The organism is Leptolyngbya sp. 7M (genome assembly GCF_018128485.1).
The window spans coordinates 1,999,968-2,014,989 of the sequence record NZ_CP070897.1 but is presented as its reverse complement, the minus strand read 5'-3'; the positions used below and the strand labels follow the sequence as shown (position 1 = coordinate 2,014,989).

Here is a 15,022-nt window from a genome sequence, read left to right as displayed (position 1 = left end):
AACTAATTCATGCTGTAAGGCTCATAGCCTCTCAGCGGATAATCCTTTCGTAATGCGTGGCCATCAAAATCAGATGGCAGTAAGATCCGCCTTAGATCTGGATGTCCTTCGAACCGGATACCTAACAGGTCGTAGGTTTCACGTTCATGCCAGTCTGCGGTCTTCCAGACGGAGGTTACTGAACGTATTCTTGCATCGTCTTCTGCAATCAATGCTTTAAGTCTCAAACGCTGAAAATGAACTGTCGAGAATAGATGATAATTGACCTCAAATCTTGGGTCTTCTTCCGGGCCGCGATCACATCCGCAAAGATCGGCAAGCATATCAAAATCACATGAGTCGCGAAGAAATTCGCAGATCTCGACCATCGAATCACCGGGTACGATAATAGTTACCTCAGATAGACGATCGATGACGTCTCTTACCCAATCCGCGTTCTTTTCCCTTAACTTCTCTACGAAGCCGTGGAGCTTTTCAGTCATATTTGAAACTTCTAACTACAAGTTACGAGGTTCTTCTGCGTTCGTGCCTCGACGGGACCGTGTAGGGGCGCGTCGTTTGCTTTTGAGCGACCTCGATCTCTGTTTCGCGTTCTAGAGCTGTTCCTTCGGTGACCGGAAGGGTTCCGGGCACCTGAGCATCACGCGATTCTTCTTCGAAAGTGTCTCTGCGATCCTTGACGGATTCCTTCATTATCTTTTCCTGGAGCATCGTGATCGCATGAACCAACATTTCAGGGCGTGGCGGACATCCAGGGACATAAATATCTACGGGGACTACTTTGTCCACGCCTTGAACGATCGCATAGTTGTCAAATACGCCGCCCGAAGTGGCACATGCCCCCATTGAGATAACCCATTTAGGCTCAGGCATTTGGTCGTAAATCCTTCTTAACACCGGAGCCATTTTTCGCGAGACCCTACCGGAAACGATCATCACGTCTGCCTGCCTCGGAGAAGCTCGAAAAGTTTCTGCTCCAAAGCGTGAAAGGTCGTTACGCGCGGAAACAGTATTCATCATTTCAATCGCACAACACGCTAAACCAAAGGTTGCCGGCCAGAGACTAGACTTCCGGGCCCAGTTCACAACCGCGTCAAGTTTTACGGTAACAACATCTGGAAGCGAGTCGAATACTGTATTTTCCAAGCCCATAAAGATTCAATAACAAGTTGCAGGTATAGACTTAAGCGGCCTGACGGAAGTTGCCGTGGTCAAGGTGCTCGTGTTTTTTGCCTTTTCTTAGAGCGATGGCCTGAGCCTTTGCTGAGGCGCGTGCCTGTGTGCTCCATTCGAATGCACCCTTTTTCCAGTCGTAGATCAATCCCACAACGACCGTAACAAGAAATGCCATGATACCCACGAATGCGATGGTACCGTAAGGTATCCCTGCCACCTGTTCGAGGCCCAATAGGCGTTTGAACGCGACGGCAAAGGGAACCATGAACAAGATCTCGAGGTCAAAAAGAAGAAATGTCACGGCAACTACGTAAAATTTAATCGAAAACCTGTCACGTGCGCCGCCAACCGGATCCTTGCCACACTCGTAGGGCATAAGTTTTGTTGCCGTCCGTTTACGCGGACCGATAAGCTGAGTAACAAGGATCTGGCTTACAGCAAATCCCACGGCAACCAGAAACATAATGCCAATTGGGGCATAATCCATCAAACTAAAGTCGTTCATTTTGACCTCAAAAGTTGATGTGCGCCGAACGGGCGAGTAGGCGGTAAAATTGCTCTACCTAACACGGAAATTGAAGTTTCGGCACAAACTAAATCGTAAGTTAAGCAATAATGGGTGTCAAGCTAGGGGTCGTTTTGTAATTTTCACTTTCTGGCAGTTTCATTTGTAAAGAGGTGCTCATATTTGGCCATCCTATAAGTATCTTTTCATTGACCAAACTACTGATATTATGTTACTTTTTCATCTGGCCGGATAAACCGGAATTCGACTCCCAACTCTCAAAAACCGACCGCAAACCGTGATCACAGGATTCAATACAGACATCGAATTTAACGGTGTTACATACCACGTGCAGACCGAAGACAAAGGGCTGTCGCGGCCGATCATTCTTTCGTTGGTTTATGACCGAGGAACGATACTCGCAAGCAAGCGATCGCCCTATGACGACCTGTTGGCCAATGGCTTTGATGAGACAGCTCTCTCGGAAAGACTTCAGAAACAACATCGGCTGATCTGTGCGGCGATCCAAGCCGGACGAATAGAGGACCTCAAGAAACTTTCCAGCAAGCAAGAAACGCAAGAAATAGTCTCTGATCGAGGCAAGAAGCCTAAAAACAAAAAACAAGCAAGAGAGAACCCAAACGACCAAAATTCTGAGGAAGCCCATTCTGAACAAATCTCAGATGGAGATGCCGAATATTCGATTCCGAAACCTGACCTTGATTCTGAACCATTGCCGGAACCTACGCATGGTCCGCTAGTGGACGTGATCAGTGTAATTGATGAACCATCTTTGATACCGCAAGAGGCTGTGGCGATCGTCAGCGACCTGGCTGGCAAAGATCGGCCGACGAACAATAGGCTTTCAATAGACCTACTTGGCGATCCAGACCTTAAAGGCGGCCAAACAAAGACAATAACAATGCTGGTCAGCCGGGGAAGCGGACGGAAGATCGTTCCGGGTGCAGAGGTAATGGTCAAGATAATCGGTTCGGCTTTTCGTCCTTTGATATTTCATTCCTCAACAGACAAGAATGGCCTTGCGCACGTTACGCTGCAGTTTCCTAAGTTCAAATCGGGCAGGGCCGCATTTCTTGTCCGAGCCATGAGTGATGGCGAAGAGGTCGAATTAAGACGGCCGATCGTACATGGCTGAAACGGGCTTTTTCGTAGAGCTTTGCAAACTTTCGTGAATAAGAGAGAATCCTTTATTAAGGATGATCACGATAGTTTTGAACGGAGAAAAAAAAGAGATCGAGTCCGAGGTAACGATAGACCGGCTGCTCGATCTTTTTTCATTGCCAAAGCAACGCGTTGCCGTTGAGTTGAATAAAGAGGTGATCAGCCGCAGGGACTGGGAGCAGACTAGGGTGGGCGAATCAGACAAGATCGAGGTTGTTCATTTTGTCGGCGGAGGTTAGCTTTGCGTTCTTTTCTGCTTTCGGTGAGAATCTCTTTATAAATGTCAGACAGTTTTTTGCTTGCAGGAAAAGAATTCGGCTCGCGGCTGATAATCGGCACGGGGAAATATCGCTCGTACGATGAGATGAAGGCCGCGCATAAGGCCTCCGGAGCCGAAATGGTGACGGTCGCGGTCAACCGCATTCCGCTCGACCGAAAGACAGAGTCGTTCCTCGACCATCTTGACCCGGCGATGCAGATCTTGCCGAACATCATCGGGAATGGGAAAATTTTCCGCTTTTGGATATTTCATTTGAGGAAGCGGCCGCCAGGTATAGACAGCCGCATCACGAGGCTTGAGTTCATTCCGCTGTGTTATCGGCAGGTTTCTGCTTTAGTGCTTCGATCCTAAGATCGACCTTTACAATGTTTGCAATTCCAGGTCTGCCGGCAGGAGCGTTCTTTCCATAATCGACGCCGAAATCGAAACGATCTATCTGCGTGCTTGCCGTGGCCCCCATTCGCATGCCCTGGCGTTCATTTCCCGGAAGAAAGCCTTTGATCTTGAACGGGAATGAGACCTCTTTGGTAATACCGCGCATCGTCAGATCGCCGGTAAGATAAATGCTACTGCCGCGTTTTTCTACCTTCTTGCTAACGAATGTCATTTCAGGGTATTTCTCAGCGTCGAAGAAATCCGCTCTTCTTAAGTGAGCGTCACGACCTTCGACACCGGTGTCAACACTAGCGATCTTAGCGGTGAATTTTACCGATGACTTTGTTATGTCCTCGGCATTGTAATTGATCGTTCCTGAAAAATCGCGGAAATAGCCCGGAACCTCGATCAGTCCCAGGTGGTTGACGTGAAAGCCGATAAAGGTGTGTGCCCGGTCGAATTCATAGACGCCGGTCTCTCCCTTTGTGTCAGCCGTATTATAACGGTCGAAAAAGGCGATCTTGCCGGCTTGAGTGCTGTCGCCTGAATAAGCGAGAACCAGGACAACAGCCGCTGCAAAAAATAGTGCGAAACGTTTCATTATTTCCTCCTCTGCGTCGATAAGAGATTCTGTTCTTGGGTTCTGATAATATACCGCATTATGAGAAGACCTGAGAAAAGTGAATACGCCGAATTTTATACAGGGTATATTGATTCCGTGCCCGAGGCCGATGTGCTTTCCGTACTGCGAGAGCAAGCGGACGAGCTCTCGTCCGTATTTGGCAACATTCCGGAAGAACGTGGTAATTATGCGTACCAAAACGGGAAATGGACCGTAAAGCAACTGCTCGGACACCTTATCGACGGCGAACGGGTCTTTGGCTATCGTCTTCATCGGTTCTCGCATGGCGATCCGACGCCGCTTGCCGGATTTGACCAAGACGTGTTTGTAACGAACGGGCGATCTAATGTGCGTTCGATCGCCGATCTGCTTGACGAATTCATTACACAAAGAAGATCGAATCTTGCGCTGATCGCCTCATTAAGCGACGAGGACTGGGACCTCCGCGGAACGGCCAGCGGAGCTGAAGTTACTGTTCGAGCTCTTGCCTTCATAATGGCTGGTCATGTACGGCATCATTTACGGATCATTAACGAGCGATACCTTAGCTAAGTGAGATTTGACGTAGCGATCATCGGCGGCGGTGCGGCGGGGCTTTTGTGCGCGATAACTGCAGGCAGGCGCGGACGCCGGACCTTGGTGATCGAACACAATGATCAGGTCGGCCGAAAGATCCTGATCTCCGGTGGCGGAAGGTGCAATTTTACCAACACAAATACCACAGCCGAGAATTTCGTCTCAAAGAATCCACATTTCTGCAGATCCGCACTCGCCAGGTACACCCCGGATGACATCATCGAGCTAGTAAAACGTCACCGCATTGAGTTCTACGAAAAAAAACTTGGCCAGCTATTTTGTCGCGATTCATCGCGGCCCTTCGTTGAGATGCTCTTGACGGAATGCAGGAACGCGGGTGTGTCGATCAAGACCAATTGCTCTGTCGAGCATGTGGAGAAAGATAAGAGCTTCCGGCTTCAGACGAACCTTGGCGAATTCGAATGCGAGTCGCTTGTCATTGCGACCGGTGGACTTTCGTTTCCAAAGATCGGCGCAACAGATCTTGGATACCGGATCGCGAAACAGTTCGGCCTGCGGATCGAATCCACGCGGCCTTCACTCGTGGCACTGGTGTTTAACAGGAAACAGGTATTCTCAAAATTGGCCGGTGTGACCATTGATGCCGAGGTTACCGCAGGCGGCAACAGTTTCCGTGAGAATATTCTTTTTACTCACAGAGGTTTATCAGGTCCGGCGATACTTCAGGCGTCGAACTATTGGACGCAGGAAAACGAAGTGATGATCGATCTCATTCCAGATCGTTCGATCGAGGCAGAGTTGAAGATAATGCGTTCAAGCAAAAAGATGCTATCGACGTTTCTGGGCTCAATGCTTCCTGAACGATTTGTCGAGCTGTTTGTTTTACCAAAGCTACGTAATAAGTCCTTAGACCAGCTAAGCCGAATCGATATCGACATTATCGCTAATATGATGCATAAATGGAGTGTAGGGTTCCGGGAAACAGAAGGTTGGCACAAAGCGGAAGTTACGCTCGGCGGTGTTTCTACAGACGAACTTTCTTCGAAGACAATGGAGGCGATAAAAGTTCCGGGACTGTATTTTATCGGTGAGGTTATTGACGTTACCGGATGGCTAGGCGGATACAACTTCCAGTGGGCTTGGTCATCAGGTTATGCGGCGGGAAGCTCCGTTTAGGTCTTTGCCGGCGCCGAAAAGTTCACGAAATGCCTGCATCTGTTCGGCCGTCCCGAGTAGGTCAAGCCGGGCGTAGGCCGGAAGTTTCGTGTCAGGTGAAGGGTTTTCGATGGTCTCTGAGCCAACCTCAATAGCAAGTACGATCAGGCCGGTCTTACTTCCGATCCCGCTCTCTAACAATGTTCGACCGGCTAATGAAGGAGGCACCGTGGCGACAAAGAACTCCACGCCTTCGCCCATTATTATCGGCTGTCGTCCTTGTACAAGTGCCATCACGGATTCGGCTCCAAGCGGAGCGTAACTCAACACGAAATCAGCTCCGGCACGATGGATGGCTTCGATATTTCGATCGTAGGTTATACGACTGATGATCCGCACATCCGGCTTCAGTTTTCGGCAATAAATAGAAAGATAGATATTTACTGCGTCATCATTCGTAGTCAGTAGTACGAGCGAGGATTCCATTAGACCGCCGCGCATCAGCGTTTCGCGATCTGCGGCATCGCCTACAGTAAGACGGTCAAGCGAATCACAGATCACATCGCAGCGGCCGGGTTCCTGCTCGACCATAAACACTGTAAGTCCCTTTTTCTTGAGCGCGACCGCCGCAGCTCGCCCTACTTTTCCGCCACCAAGTATGAGGACCGAATCGGAGAGAGGTTCGTCATGTTCAAGAAAACGCTCCAGTTCACGAACCTGGTCTTCCGTTCCGACTGCTAGAGGTACATCAAAGTTACCTAAAGTGTGATCGGGCTCAGCAGGCACAAGGCGTCCGCGCTGCCAGATGCCGATGATATTCATCCCAGTCCGCTCCCGGATCTCTGTTTCACGGATCTTCTTGCCTTTGAGCGAAGTGTTGTGAACGGTGAATTCGACGACGAGCCAATTACCAAAACTTCCGATGACGTGTGCACGCTCCTCACCGACGCTGATGCGATTAGCCAAATATTCGCCGAGCCTTTGCTTAAGCGGCAGAACGTGGTTAGCTCCGCTTAGTTCAAGGATGTCGATAGAGTCCGGATCCGACACGATGGCGGCAATGGGCACGTTAGGAGCCGCCTCACGAACTGTTAGCGTGATGTTGGTGTTAATCGTGTCTTCAAGATTCGCAAAAACTAGAAGCGCGTGTCTTGCTCTCAGGCGCTCGTATGTTGAACGTGCGTCGATCTTCCCCGTAACCGCAGAGATACCGGATTGGTTCAATCGTGCGCCTTCGGCGGCGTCCTCCTCAATCACGTAATACGGAATGTCGTTCTGATTCAGTCGCTTTATCAAGCTTGGAGCGATCGTATCGTAGTTGCAGATGAGCACGTGTCCGGTGACGTCAGGTGGCACCTCGCGTGGACACTGAACGTGTATTTGTGCTTCAAGCCATGGCGCGTAGAAATATCTGATGAACGCGAAGGGAAGCATTATCAGAAGAAGAACAACGCCCGATAGAAGAACGAGAATGCTAAAGGCACGGCCTATATCGCTTTCGAACGTGATGTCGCCGAAACCTAACGTTGTCATCACGGTCAGCGTCCAGTAGAAGCCGGTAAGCCAACTGTAATATCGCCCTTCGGCGACCACCATCAAAAGGTGAAATAGCACCGAGTAAAGAACGATGACGCTGCCGAGAAAAACCAGATACTTGAGCAACGCAGAGATGTTCTGCCGGCTTTGCGTTTGGCTTAGGAAATAACTTACCTGGCTGACGAGAAACTTCATCGACGGGATATTAGGTTAGCACAGCTATCATACTGAGCAATGAACGAGCGTCTATTTCCTGAATTCTTCGATGTCCAATCCATACGTGGTCTTGACGTGTTCCTCCTGCGCGGCGGTAACATTTCGAAGGTTTATCAATCGACGCTCGGTCTTTTTTATGTGCGTTTTCGCACGTTCAGCCATGTGCTTCAACAGGTCGCGGCCTTCGGCTGACTCAGCCTCACACTTTTGAAAGAGTTCGAACAATTCTGAAGAGATAATGTTTTCCTTTTCAAGGTACAGTTCCTGAAATCGCCGCTTTACCTGATATAAGCGGCGAACAGCCCGGACGAGCTGATCACCGATCGTATCGCCGGGAACAGCCTCCGGGCCGATACGCAGGTTCGCCGCCAACTTGTTCAGTTTCAATTGGTCGCCGGAAGTATATGCTTCATTGAGCTCAGCCATCAATCCGTGACGGCGTTCTTTTTCAATGTCGTCGATCGCGAGGTCAGGGTGGATCATGCGTGCAAGGTCGTGATAGGCCTTGCGGGCCTCTGGCGTCGGTTCCCATTTTTCCTGCTCGGCTTCTTCTGCGGCCTTTAGCCGTGCGGCGGATTCTTCGGCAAGTCGGCGGAGCTCTTCGACCCGTTTCTTTATTTCTTCGTCGTCGGGAACAAGCTTCAGCTCTTCTTCGGCGATCTGAGCATCAAGCTCATCTTGCTCGGCATAAAGCCGCCCAACCTCCATCGTATAACGAGCCTCGAATCGCTCAAGCTGCTCCTGAAGGTCTGCGATCTCTTCTTCACGATCAGCGAGACGGTCCTTTAGCCGCTCGAGTAAGCGAAGTTTCTTCTCCAGTTCAATTTGTTCGGGCAATAACTCGCTCATCTAAGAATACAAGTTCATCGGGCGCGAAAGCAGCTCGAGCGGATCTTCGATATTCAGTGCTTCACGAACAAAAAATGGTTCACCGGCTTCTACGCCAATAAGCGATCCAAAATATCTTGAACGATTCTCTAGTTCGTTAAGAAATCTCTTATCAGTCAAACGCGTTTCAGGTTCCGTTGAGTTCGGGTCGTAGAACTGAGACGAATGAGCGCGTATCGCAGCCATTTTCTCTGCGAGAAAAGGCGAAATATCAACAACGAACGAAGGCAGAACGTGACGTGAGAAGATATTGTGTGCAACGCGGGGCACGACGATCTTTTCATCGCCGGTCTCGGGATCATAGTTCTTCATGCTCGCAAGCCGAGCGGATTCGCGGACAAGCCGAGCGATGTGGTCATGATCCGGATGCGGATCGTCCAGCTGGTGCGTCAGGATCAATTTAGGTTTAAGTCGGCGAAACACACGAACCATCGCCGTTCGCGAGACATCGTCAACAAAAACGCGCCCATCCGCGAGCCTGAGGTTCTCGCGCAAATCTAGCTTTAATATCTTTGAAGCATCCTCTGCTTCTTTCGATCGGCGCTCAACCGTTCCCCGTGTTCCCATTTCACCGCGTGTTACGTCCAAAGCACCGGTGCTGTAACCGAGCGACTTCATTTTCAGCATCGTGCCGCCAACGGTAAGCTCAAGATCGTCCGGGTGGGCAAAGACGCCTAGAATATCGACCGTTTCCATAAGCCTAAGCGTTTATCCAACACGGCATAGAGCCGTCCGGTTTCGTTGACATAGCGGTTGATAGCATAGGGTATTTTCTCAGGAGCATAGTGGCTAAAGTGATGATTTTGCCCAGCCATTGGTCCCAATCCGCCCATCTGCCAGAACAGCCATTGCAGCACCTCGGCTCGTCCACGCCCCTCCTTGGGAATTAATTGACCAACCTTATCAGCCAAGTAGAGTAGAATTGCCCCTGACTCAAACACAGAGATCGGTTCGCCACCATCGGCAGGGGCACGATCGACAATTGCTGGGATCCGATTGTTGGGTGCAATTTTGAGAAACTCTGGTTGAAATTGGTCACCTTTGCCGATGTTGATCGGTACAATCGTGTAGGGCAGCCCTACTTCTTCGAGAAACAAGGTGATTTTGTGGCCGTTGGGTGTTGTCCAATAATAGAGATCAATCATCAAAGTGCCTAATGGTAGAGAACCTGAACGTTAAACTGAACCTAGCTTGTAAGCGATTGGTCGGGCAAGTGCTTATTCTGACTCCTAACTCCTAACTCCTACTCCAGAATTACACTCATTATAAGCAGCATTCTAATCGATCTAAAGCCGCCAGAATCGTGGTTTGGCAACTGGCCAAATTAGCTCACAAATCACACCGTGAGGTGAGTTTGACCGCCGTTGAAACCGTCCACCCAATTGTCGCGCCAAGGACTCTGCCTGTTCTGTGCCTCGGCCTCTAGCCGTTAGGGCTGGATTTTCTAACATAGACGTGTAATCGATTGCTGTGCCATTATCAATCACCCGAATCATGTTTTTGCCGTTCTCTTGTTTGCAGATTACCTCTAGTCTGGTGACTCCTTGTGCATGTTTACCGACATTACAGAGGGCTTCCTGCAAAAATCGACACAACCCTTTCTTTTGATCAATCGTCAGATGTGGGTCATCCATCTGATCAAATGTGGGTAGCTTCAGGCGCAGCGTTTTAAAGTTTGGTAAATCACGCCTCACCGTATCGCTATAGACCGCATAGAGAATTTCGCGCAGCGGACTGTCGAGGTCCAGGGTTGTCTCCTGACTGATCCGAAACCGATTCTCCTGGCTGAATGCCTCTTGTTGAACTGATTCGCAGACTGTGCGCAGTTCTTGATTCAGTTTTTGCAGTTCTCCATAGAGGAATTGCTGGGATGGCTCCTGATCTTGCACAGTGCGCAACAGAATTGCCAAGGTTTGCAGCGGGCCGTTATGAATTGCGGTGAAGGTTTGGTCAATCACAAGCTGACGTTCCTGAATTCTGGCTTTTAGGTTCTGTTCGTGACGGTAAAATAGGGCTGCCGTGAGTCCGGCCCCATTTGCCAGCAGCACCAGCAGAGCCGGAGCCACTGGAACCCACCAGCCCAGCAGCAGCAAACCATAGCAAAGCCCAATCAAGACTACACCGCTGACGCCTAAGCCTAGCAGAGTCAGAAAAGGTGCGCGAAGCCACCGCCCTAAACTGATGCCCAATATTCCCCAGAGCACAATCCAGGCATACTCCCAACCTTCCGGCCATACTTGCAGCAAGGGGCGTCCATCCAGAACCCCACTCAGGATCTGGCTCAGCGCATGGGCTTGAATTTCCACCCCATGAACCAAATTCGGGTTACGGCCTATCAAGGCTCGTGAGTTGACAATATCCTTTTCGCTGAGCGACATGACGCCAATTAGCACCACCCGATCGCGAATCCAATTTGCGTCTACAGTGCCCGCCAAAATTTGTGCCATCGATACGGTGCGAAACGGTTGGTAGCCACTCCGAAAGTTGATCAACACTTGATTCGCATTGGCATCAGCACCGACATATCCCCCAGTATTAGCGGTGAAGCGGGTTAGTTCTATTTCACCAAACCGCATGGCCCTAGGATCGCGTTTGCCATTGCTAAGGGGAATGCCTCGTTGTGACAGGTACTTTTCCGCTAAGCGAAACGTGAGCGAAAACTTGTATTCTCCTTGTAAATTGGGTGTGCCAAGTAAATTGCGCCGCACATAACCATCAAAATCTAGCACTGTATCCACAAATCCGATTTGCTCGGCTGATAGATAGGCCGGTGGATTAATCGTCAAACCGCTGGTATCTGGTAAAACTTTTTCAATCGCAATCAGGTTGGAAGATCGCAATACCTGCACAAATTCAGCATGACCCGGTTCCACCGGCAGATCACGAAAAATATCTAATCCAATTGCTGCCGGTTGATATTGTTGCACTTGGCGGATGAGGGCAGCTAGCTGAGCATCGGGAATTGGGTAAGTCTGGGCTTGGCGAATATCGGCTTCATTTATTCCAACAATTAAAATTCGTTCGTCAGTAGGTTCAGCCGGACGAAAACGCAGCATGTAGTCGAGGGCTATCAGCTCTAGATATTGCAACGTTCCAGCTAGCCGTCCTACCGTAATCAGGGCAATAATTGCCAAGCCGGGTAACGCTCCCACTCGCCAAACGTTCCACTCCTGACGCAGCGTTTTTCTCAAATTTCTTGTTCTCAAATTTCTAAGAAGCCGGTTCATTAGCCTTCATTAATCGATTAACCCTTCTTCTCGCGCTCGTTTTTCTGTTTGGATGCGAATATTCTTACCTGTTTCTGGATAAACTCCCAATGCATCCTGTACCTGAGTCCAATAGTGGCGCACTGTCCGCTCCGAAACGTTCATCTTTTCAGCAATCGCTTTGTCCTGCAAACCCTGTTCACAGGCTAACTTCAGGACTTCTAGCCACTCCGGTTTCAGCTCTAGGCCAGTCCGCATTTCCTTAGGGGTACAAACTAAGCCTTGCAAAGCCCAATCTACTTTCGTCAGCATGTCCTTCAGCGGCAGGCTTTTATCGGCAATCGTGAACCCCGCTTCATGGGCATTGATCATTGGCTTCAGGCGGACTAAGGCTTTAGCGTAGGCGCTTTGAACCACAATATTCAGGGTAGGATAACTTTCTAATAAGCTGCGCAAAAGCTGAATGCCAACCTCCGGACGACCACCCTCCAGATCAATAGCTGTTTTCGGCATTGATAGATCCATCAGTACCAGATCGGGATGCAGCATGGCTACAAGTTGCCCAGCATCGTATGCATTTTGAGCGGTTGAGATCTCTGCGGCTGGATAGGCTTGCTGCAGCGCGTTGACGGTCGCGTTCAGGACAAGTTCATGATCATCAATCACTAAGAACTTCTGAGTTGTTTGTCCGGATGTTTGCTTTATCATAACCCTCCACTCTATACCTCACAATCAACTTGACGCTGCAATCGTTACTCCTGAGTAGAAACTTTAGGGCAACTGCCAGCCAAAATGCCAGATTATCACCTCTCGCTGTAGCCAACGGTCAGATTGCCCCGACAATAGCATCTGAAATACCCGTTCCAAATAGGTCAGTTCTACTAAGTGGCACACCTCAGACGAGGTCGCTGAATTAGGGTAATTCACCTGAATCATCAGCTCAGCGGCAGTCTGATGGCAAGCCAGCTTGACTTGAAACGACACGGCATGGGGGGGTAAAACCAGTTGCAGCAGTTCATCCAGAACGGTGATAACAAGCCGATTGTGTGCTGACGGCGGCGGCCACTGACTGGGTAAATCTATCGTCATCCTGACCTCGGGGTAGCGGTTTTCCCACTGTTTGAGCAAATACTGAAGCGCCAACGGCAAACTTTCTTCAATGTAGGGAGATGAGATCTGGTGATCTAGCTGTTCTAGCGATCGTTGCAGTTTCTCGACTTGATCTAACCAGCCAGGATAGGCTTGAGAGAACTGATCTGGTACTGCTAACTCCAAACTTCGTCGCATGGTAAACAACTCTTGCAATAGATCATCTCGGATTTGTTCAGCTTGGCGCTTGAGGCGCAACGCTCGCCTATCCTCCCACCATTGCCAAGCTGGCTGTGCATCCAGACGGGACACAAAGCGGTAGATTGGGGCAATGAGGTGAGAGAACGCCAACGTTAGAACCTGCTTACTGAACTAGATACTGAACTCAACCCTACCGGATTGAGCGCTTTACGGTTTGTCGCCTCGGCAACTTACTGTTGTAATCTAACCATACAGGCAATCGTTGGCTTCTGGATGCCCTTTAGCGGCTAAGGCACTGACACAAAAGCACGATCTTACTTACCGAATTCTGCCAACCCGGTTGCAGAAAAGTGCAATCACTGGCTGTACCACTGTTGTTTCCACTGCTGCATCTGATCAATTTCTGACTGCTGACTGCTGATAATGTCTTGTGCTAGTTTTTGGATCTCTGGCCGTTCGCTCTTCTCTACAGCCTGATTTGCCATGTCAATTGCCCCTTGGTGGTGGGGAATCATTGCGTCAATAAATCGCAGGTCAAACTGATCGTCCGCGGTTCCCAGATCGCCTGCCATCATCATGCTGGTGCGCATCTCATCACTCATCGGCATCATATGACCCATGCCCGTATCATACATCATTGGTGTGTCATCCATTGTAGGATACCAAGCCTTGCGCCATTGCCGCATTTGGTTGATTTCCTGATCTTGAGCAGCAATGATTGTCTTGGCAAGCTCCTGAATCTCCGGGCGTTTTGACTTTTGTAGTGCCTCCTGCGCCATGTTCACCGCTCCTTCGTGGTGGGGGATCATCGCATCAATAAATCGCAGATCAAAGGTCTCATCCTTCGGCCCCAGATCCATACTCATATTCATACTGCCGTGATCCATTCCGGGCATTGAATGTTGAGCTGTTTGAGAAGAATTAGACTCTCCATCTGCTGTTTCATTTGCTGTTTCAGCGGCATTACAAGCCACAAATCCAAATGACAAAAGCATTGCAGCACTAGCAGTAATCCACATAGGTGTTTGTTTCAAGCGCATCATCATCTTTACCGTTTCTAGCTAAATTTTCTGTTGCTTGCAGTATCGTCCAAAAAGATGAAACCAGGATGAAATAATGGTAGGCTATTCAACCTGATGTAACTGTGATGATCACTGGTCTCAGTTACAGCCTTTTTCAGGCTAGTGAAGTACGAAAAACGGGGTGCAGGGGCACTGCCCCTGCGTGGGGGCTTCGCCCCCACGCCCCCTGTACCTCACATGAGTGAAAAACGCTGTATTGGTCAATGTTTTCACTAATGACTAATGACTAATGACAATCCTAAGCCCATCGACTCAGGCTGAAGCCTTACTTGCGGTACTCGCAGGATTCACTGATGGTTGTAACAGGGCTGTGGGTGATACTTTGATCGTACCGCGAAACATGTTCATACCACAGGTGAAGGTATAGGTACCAGGCTGGGTAGGAGTAAATTCAATTGCTGTGACCTGATGCAGTGGCAGAGCTTGAGCAATTTGAAAGTCAGGCAAACGGATTTCCTCAAGGCAACTACTCGGATCCTGACGATTGAACTTCAGCCGCACGGGCTGTCCGACTTGGACCACGACTTCGCTCGGTTCATAGCCGCCATCTACTGTAATCGTGACTTCTTGAATGCCAGCAGTGGTCGTGGCCCGTTGTGATGTTGGTTGACTGAACAGAAACCACCAGAGTTCTAACCCAATCAGTCCCAGTCCTCCCAGCGTTATTGCCACTCTATTCGCTAAAGGCTGCTGTATGCGTTGAAATTGCCCTGTACTGTGGCCGTTCATTTGATTTTCGATGTGGGTTGAATGCTCGGGTGCGGCAATGGTGCGGGACATATCTCTCGATATAACACCTGGTATATCTCCCAGCAAAGTTCCCAATCCAGCCAAGCTAGCGATGAAAAATGCTCGCTTCATGGTTGCCTCCTAACTCAACGTTGGTTTGAAGTGGCGCAGGCGCAGGGCATTGGTGACCACCGAAACAGAGCTAAACGCCATCGCCGCTCCTGCAATCATCCAAAAGCAAGA

General features: G+C 49.7%; 17 protein-coding genes and 1 pseudogene. 5 read left to right on the top strand and 13 right to left on the bottom strand.

Annotated features, from left to right (window positions below):
- Nucleotides 1-2: 2 nt before the first annotated feature.
- From JVX88_RS09550 to JVX88_RS09540, 3 genes are read right to left on the bottom strand one after another with little or no spacing between them, the layout of a single operon-like run.
- A complete protein-coding gene (locus tag JVX88_RS09550) occupies nt 3-482 on the bottom strand; it encodes an NADH-quinone oxidoreductase subunit C (protein ID WP_211627099.1) in 480 nt (159 codons plus the stop codon).
- A gap of 22 nt (nt 483-504) precedes the next feature.
- Entirely contained in the window at nt 505-1,152 is a 648-nt protein-coding gene (locus tag JVX88_RS09545; protein ID WP_211627098.1) for an NADH-quinone oxidoreductase subunit B, read from the bottom strand.
- 31 nt (nt 1,153-1,183) lie between these two features.
- Nucleotides 1,184-1,681, bottom strand: a complete 498-nt coding sequence (locus JVX88_RS09540) for an NADH-quinone oxidoreductase subunit A (RefSeq protein WP_211627097.1) — start codon at nt 1,679-1,681, stop codon at nt 1,184-1,186.
- Nucleotides 1,682-1,979: 298 nt separating this feature from the next.
- Here JVX88_RS09540 and JVX88_RS09535 point away from each other — a divergent pair, with 298 nt between their 5' ends.
- From JVX88_RS09535 to JVX88_RS09525, 3 genes are all read left to right on the top strand, one after another.
- The gene (locus JVX88_RS09535) at nt 1,980-2,837 is read left to right on the top strand and encodes a hypothetical protein (RefSeq protein ID WP_211627096.1); all 858 of its coding nucleotides are present in this window, start codon (nt 1,980-1,982) and stop codon (nt 2,835-2,837) included.
- Nucleotides 2,838-2,898: 61 nt separating this feature from the next.
- Nucleotides 2,899-3,102, top strand: coding sequence for a sulfur carrier protein ThiS (thiS, locus tag JVX88_RS09530; protein ID WP_211627095.1), 204 nt, complete (start codon nt 2,899-2,901; stop codon nt 3,100-3,102).
- Nucleotides 3,103-3,143: 41 nt separating this feature from the next.
- The gene (locus JVX88_RS09525; RefSeq protein ID WP_211627094.1) at nt 3,144-3,494 is read left to right on the top strand and encodes a hypothetical protein; all 351 of its coding nucleotides are present in this window, start codon (nt 3,144-3,146) and stop codon (nt 3,492-3,494) included.
- Here JVX88_RS09525 and JVX88_RS09520 read toward each other — a convergent pair.
- Complete coding sequence (locus JVX88_RS09520) at nt 3,445-4,119, bottom strand: YceI family protein (protein WP_211627093.1); 675 nt, start codon at nt 4,117-4,119, stop codon at nt 3,445-3,447. The genes JVX88_RS09525 and JVX88_RS09520 overlap by 50 nt on opposite strands.
- A 60-nt stretch (nt 4,120-4,179) precedes the next feature.
- On the opposite strand from JVX88_RS09520, the gene JVX88_RS09515 reads away from it, so the two are divergent.
- Nucleotides 4,180-4,692, top strand: a complete 513-nt coding sequence (locus JVX88_RS09515; protein WP_211627092.1) for a DinB family protein — start codon at nt 4,180-4,182, stop codon at nt 4,690-4,692.
- Nucleotides 4,693-5,853 carry an NAD(P)/FAD-dependent oxidoreductase gene (locus tag JVX88_RS09510; RefSeq protein WP_211627091.1) on the top strand — a complete coding sequence of 387 codons (1,161 nt, stop codon included), beginning with the start codon at nt 4,693-4,695 and terminating at the stop codon, nt 5,851-5,853.
- On the opposite strand, the gene JVX88_RS09505 is transcribed toward JVX88_RS09510, so the two are convergent.
- The 9 genes and pseudogenes from JVX88_RS09505 to JVX88_RS09465 all read right to left on the bottom strand — a co-directional run bounded on the left by JVX88_RS09505 (nt 5,824) and on the right by JVX88_RS09465 (nt 14,911).
- Complete coding sequence (locus JVX88_RS09505) at nt 5,824-7,563, bottom strand: potassium channel family protein (RefSeq protein ID WP_211627090.1); 1,740 nt, start codon at nt 7,561-7,563, stop codon at nt 5,824-5,826. The two genes, JVX88_RS09510 and JVX88_RS09505, sit on opposite strands and share 30 nt — an antisense overlap.
- Nucleotides 7,564-7,614: 51 nt before the next feature.
- Complete coding sequence (locus tag JVX88_RS09500) at nt 7,615-8,433, bottom strand: J domain-containing protein (RefSeq protein WP_211627089.1); 819 nt, start codon at nt 8,431-8,433, stop codon at nt 7,615-7,617.
- Nucleotides 8,434-9,168, bottom strand: coding sequence for a bacillithiol biosynthesis deacetylase BshB1 (bshB1, locus tag JVX88_RS09495; RefSeq protein ID WP_211627088.1), 735 nt, complete (start codon nt 9,166-9,168; stop codon nt 8,434-8,436).
- Nucleotides 9,169-9,173: 5 nt separating this feature from the next.
- Nucleotides 9,174-9,617: pseudogene (locus tag JVX88_RS09490) on the bottom strand (glutathione S-transferase N-terminal domain-containing protein); the annotation flags it as partial.
- A 141-nt stretch (nt 9,618-9,758) separates the two neighbouring features.
- Complete coding sequence (locus tag JVX88_RS09485; protein ID WP_211627087.1) at nt 9,759-11,663, bottom strand: CHASE2 domain-containing protein; 1,905 nt, start codon at nt 11,661-11,663, stop codon at nt 9,759-9,761.
- A 45-nt stretch (nt 11,664-11,708) separates the two neighbouring features.
- The gene (locus tag JVX88_RS09480) at nt 11,709-12,386 is read right to left on the bottom strand and encodes a response regulator transcription factor (protein ID WP_211627086.1); all 678 of its coding nucleotides are present in this window, start codon (nt 12,384-12,386) and stop codon (nt 11,709-11,711) included.
- Between the two features lie 63 nt (nt 12,387-12,449).
- Nucleotides 12,450-13,118 carry a hypothetical protein gene (locus JVX88_RS09475; RefSeq protein ID WP_211627085.1) on the bottom strand — a complete coding sequence of 223 codons (669 nt, stop codon included), beginning with the start codon at nt 13,116-13,118 and terminating at the stop codon, nt 12,450-12,452.
- Nucleotides 13,119-13,324: 206 nt separating this feature from the next.
- Nucleotides 13,325-13,987, bottom strand: a complete 663-nt coding sequence (locus JVX88_RS09470) for a DUF305 domain-containing protein (protein ID WP_225931369.1) — start codon at nt 13,985-13,987, stop codon at nt 13,325-13,327.
- Between the two features lie 315 nt (nt 13,988-14,302).
- On the bottom strand, nt 14,303-14,911 hold the full coding sequence (locus tag JVX88_RS09465; RefSeq protein ID WP_211627084.1) for a cupredoxin domain-containing protein: 609 nt from the start codon (nt 14,909-14,911) through the stop codon (nt 14,303-14,305).
- Nucleotides 14,912-15,022 lie beyond the last annotated feature (111 nt).

Bases quoted from the DNA above. Each gene is read 5' to 3' on its own strand.
- JVX88_RS09545 (WP_211627098.1), bottom strand. From the start codon at position 1,152: ATGGGCTTGGAAAATACAGTATTCGACTCGCTTCCAGATGTTGTTACC.
- JVX88_RS09465 (WP_211627084.1), bottom strand. From the start codon at position 14,911: ATGAAGCGAGCATTTTTCATCGCTAGCTTGGCTGGATTGGGAACTTTG.
- JVX88_RS09520 (WP_211627093.1), bottom strand. From the start codon at position 4,119: ATGAAACGTTTCGCACTATTTTTTGCAGCGGCTGTTGTCCTGGTTCTC.
- JVX88_RS09500 (WP_211627089.1), bottom strand. From the start codon at position 8,433: ATGAGCGAGTTATTGCCCGAACAAATTGAACTGGAGAAGAAACTTCGC.
- JVX88_RS09505 (WP_211627090.1), bottom strand. From the start codon at position 7,563: ATGAAGTTTCTCGTCAGCCAGGTAAGTTATTTCCTAAGCCAAACGCAA.
- JVX88_RS09525 (WP_211627094.1), top strand. From the start codon at position 3,144: ATGTCAGACAGTTTTTTGCTTGCAGGAAAAGAATTCGGCTCGCGGCTG.
- bshB1 (WP_211627088.1), bottom strand. From the start codon at position 9,168: ATGGAAACGGTCGATATTCTAGGCGTCTTTGCCCACCCGGACGATCTT.
- JVX88_RS09480 (WP_211627086.1), bottom strand. From the start codon at position 12,386: ATGATAAAGCAAACATCCGGACAAACAACTCAGAAGTTCTTAGTGATT.
- JVX88_RS09515 (WP_211627092.1), top strand. From the start codon at position 4,180: ATGAGAAGACCTGAGAAAAGTGAATACGCCGAATTTTATACAGGGTAT.
- JVX88_RS09550 (WP_211627099.1), bottom strand. From the start codon at position 482: ATGACTGAAAAGCTCCACGGCTTCGTAGAGAAGTTAAGGGAAAAGAAC.
- JVX88_RS09540 (WP_211627097.1), bottom strand. From the start codon at position 1,681: ATGAACGACTTTAGTTTGATGGATTATGCCCCAATTGGCATTATGTTT.
- JVX88_RS09470 (WP_225931369.1), bottom strand. From the start codon at position 13,987: ATGTGGATTACTGCTAGTGCTGCAATGCTTTTGTCATTTGGATTTGTG.
- thiS (WP_211627095.1), top strand. From the start codon at position 2,899: ATGATCACGATAGTTTTGAACGGAGAAAAAAAAGAGATCGAGTCCGAG.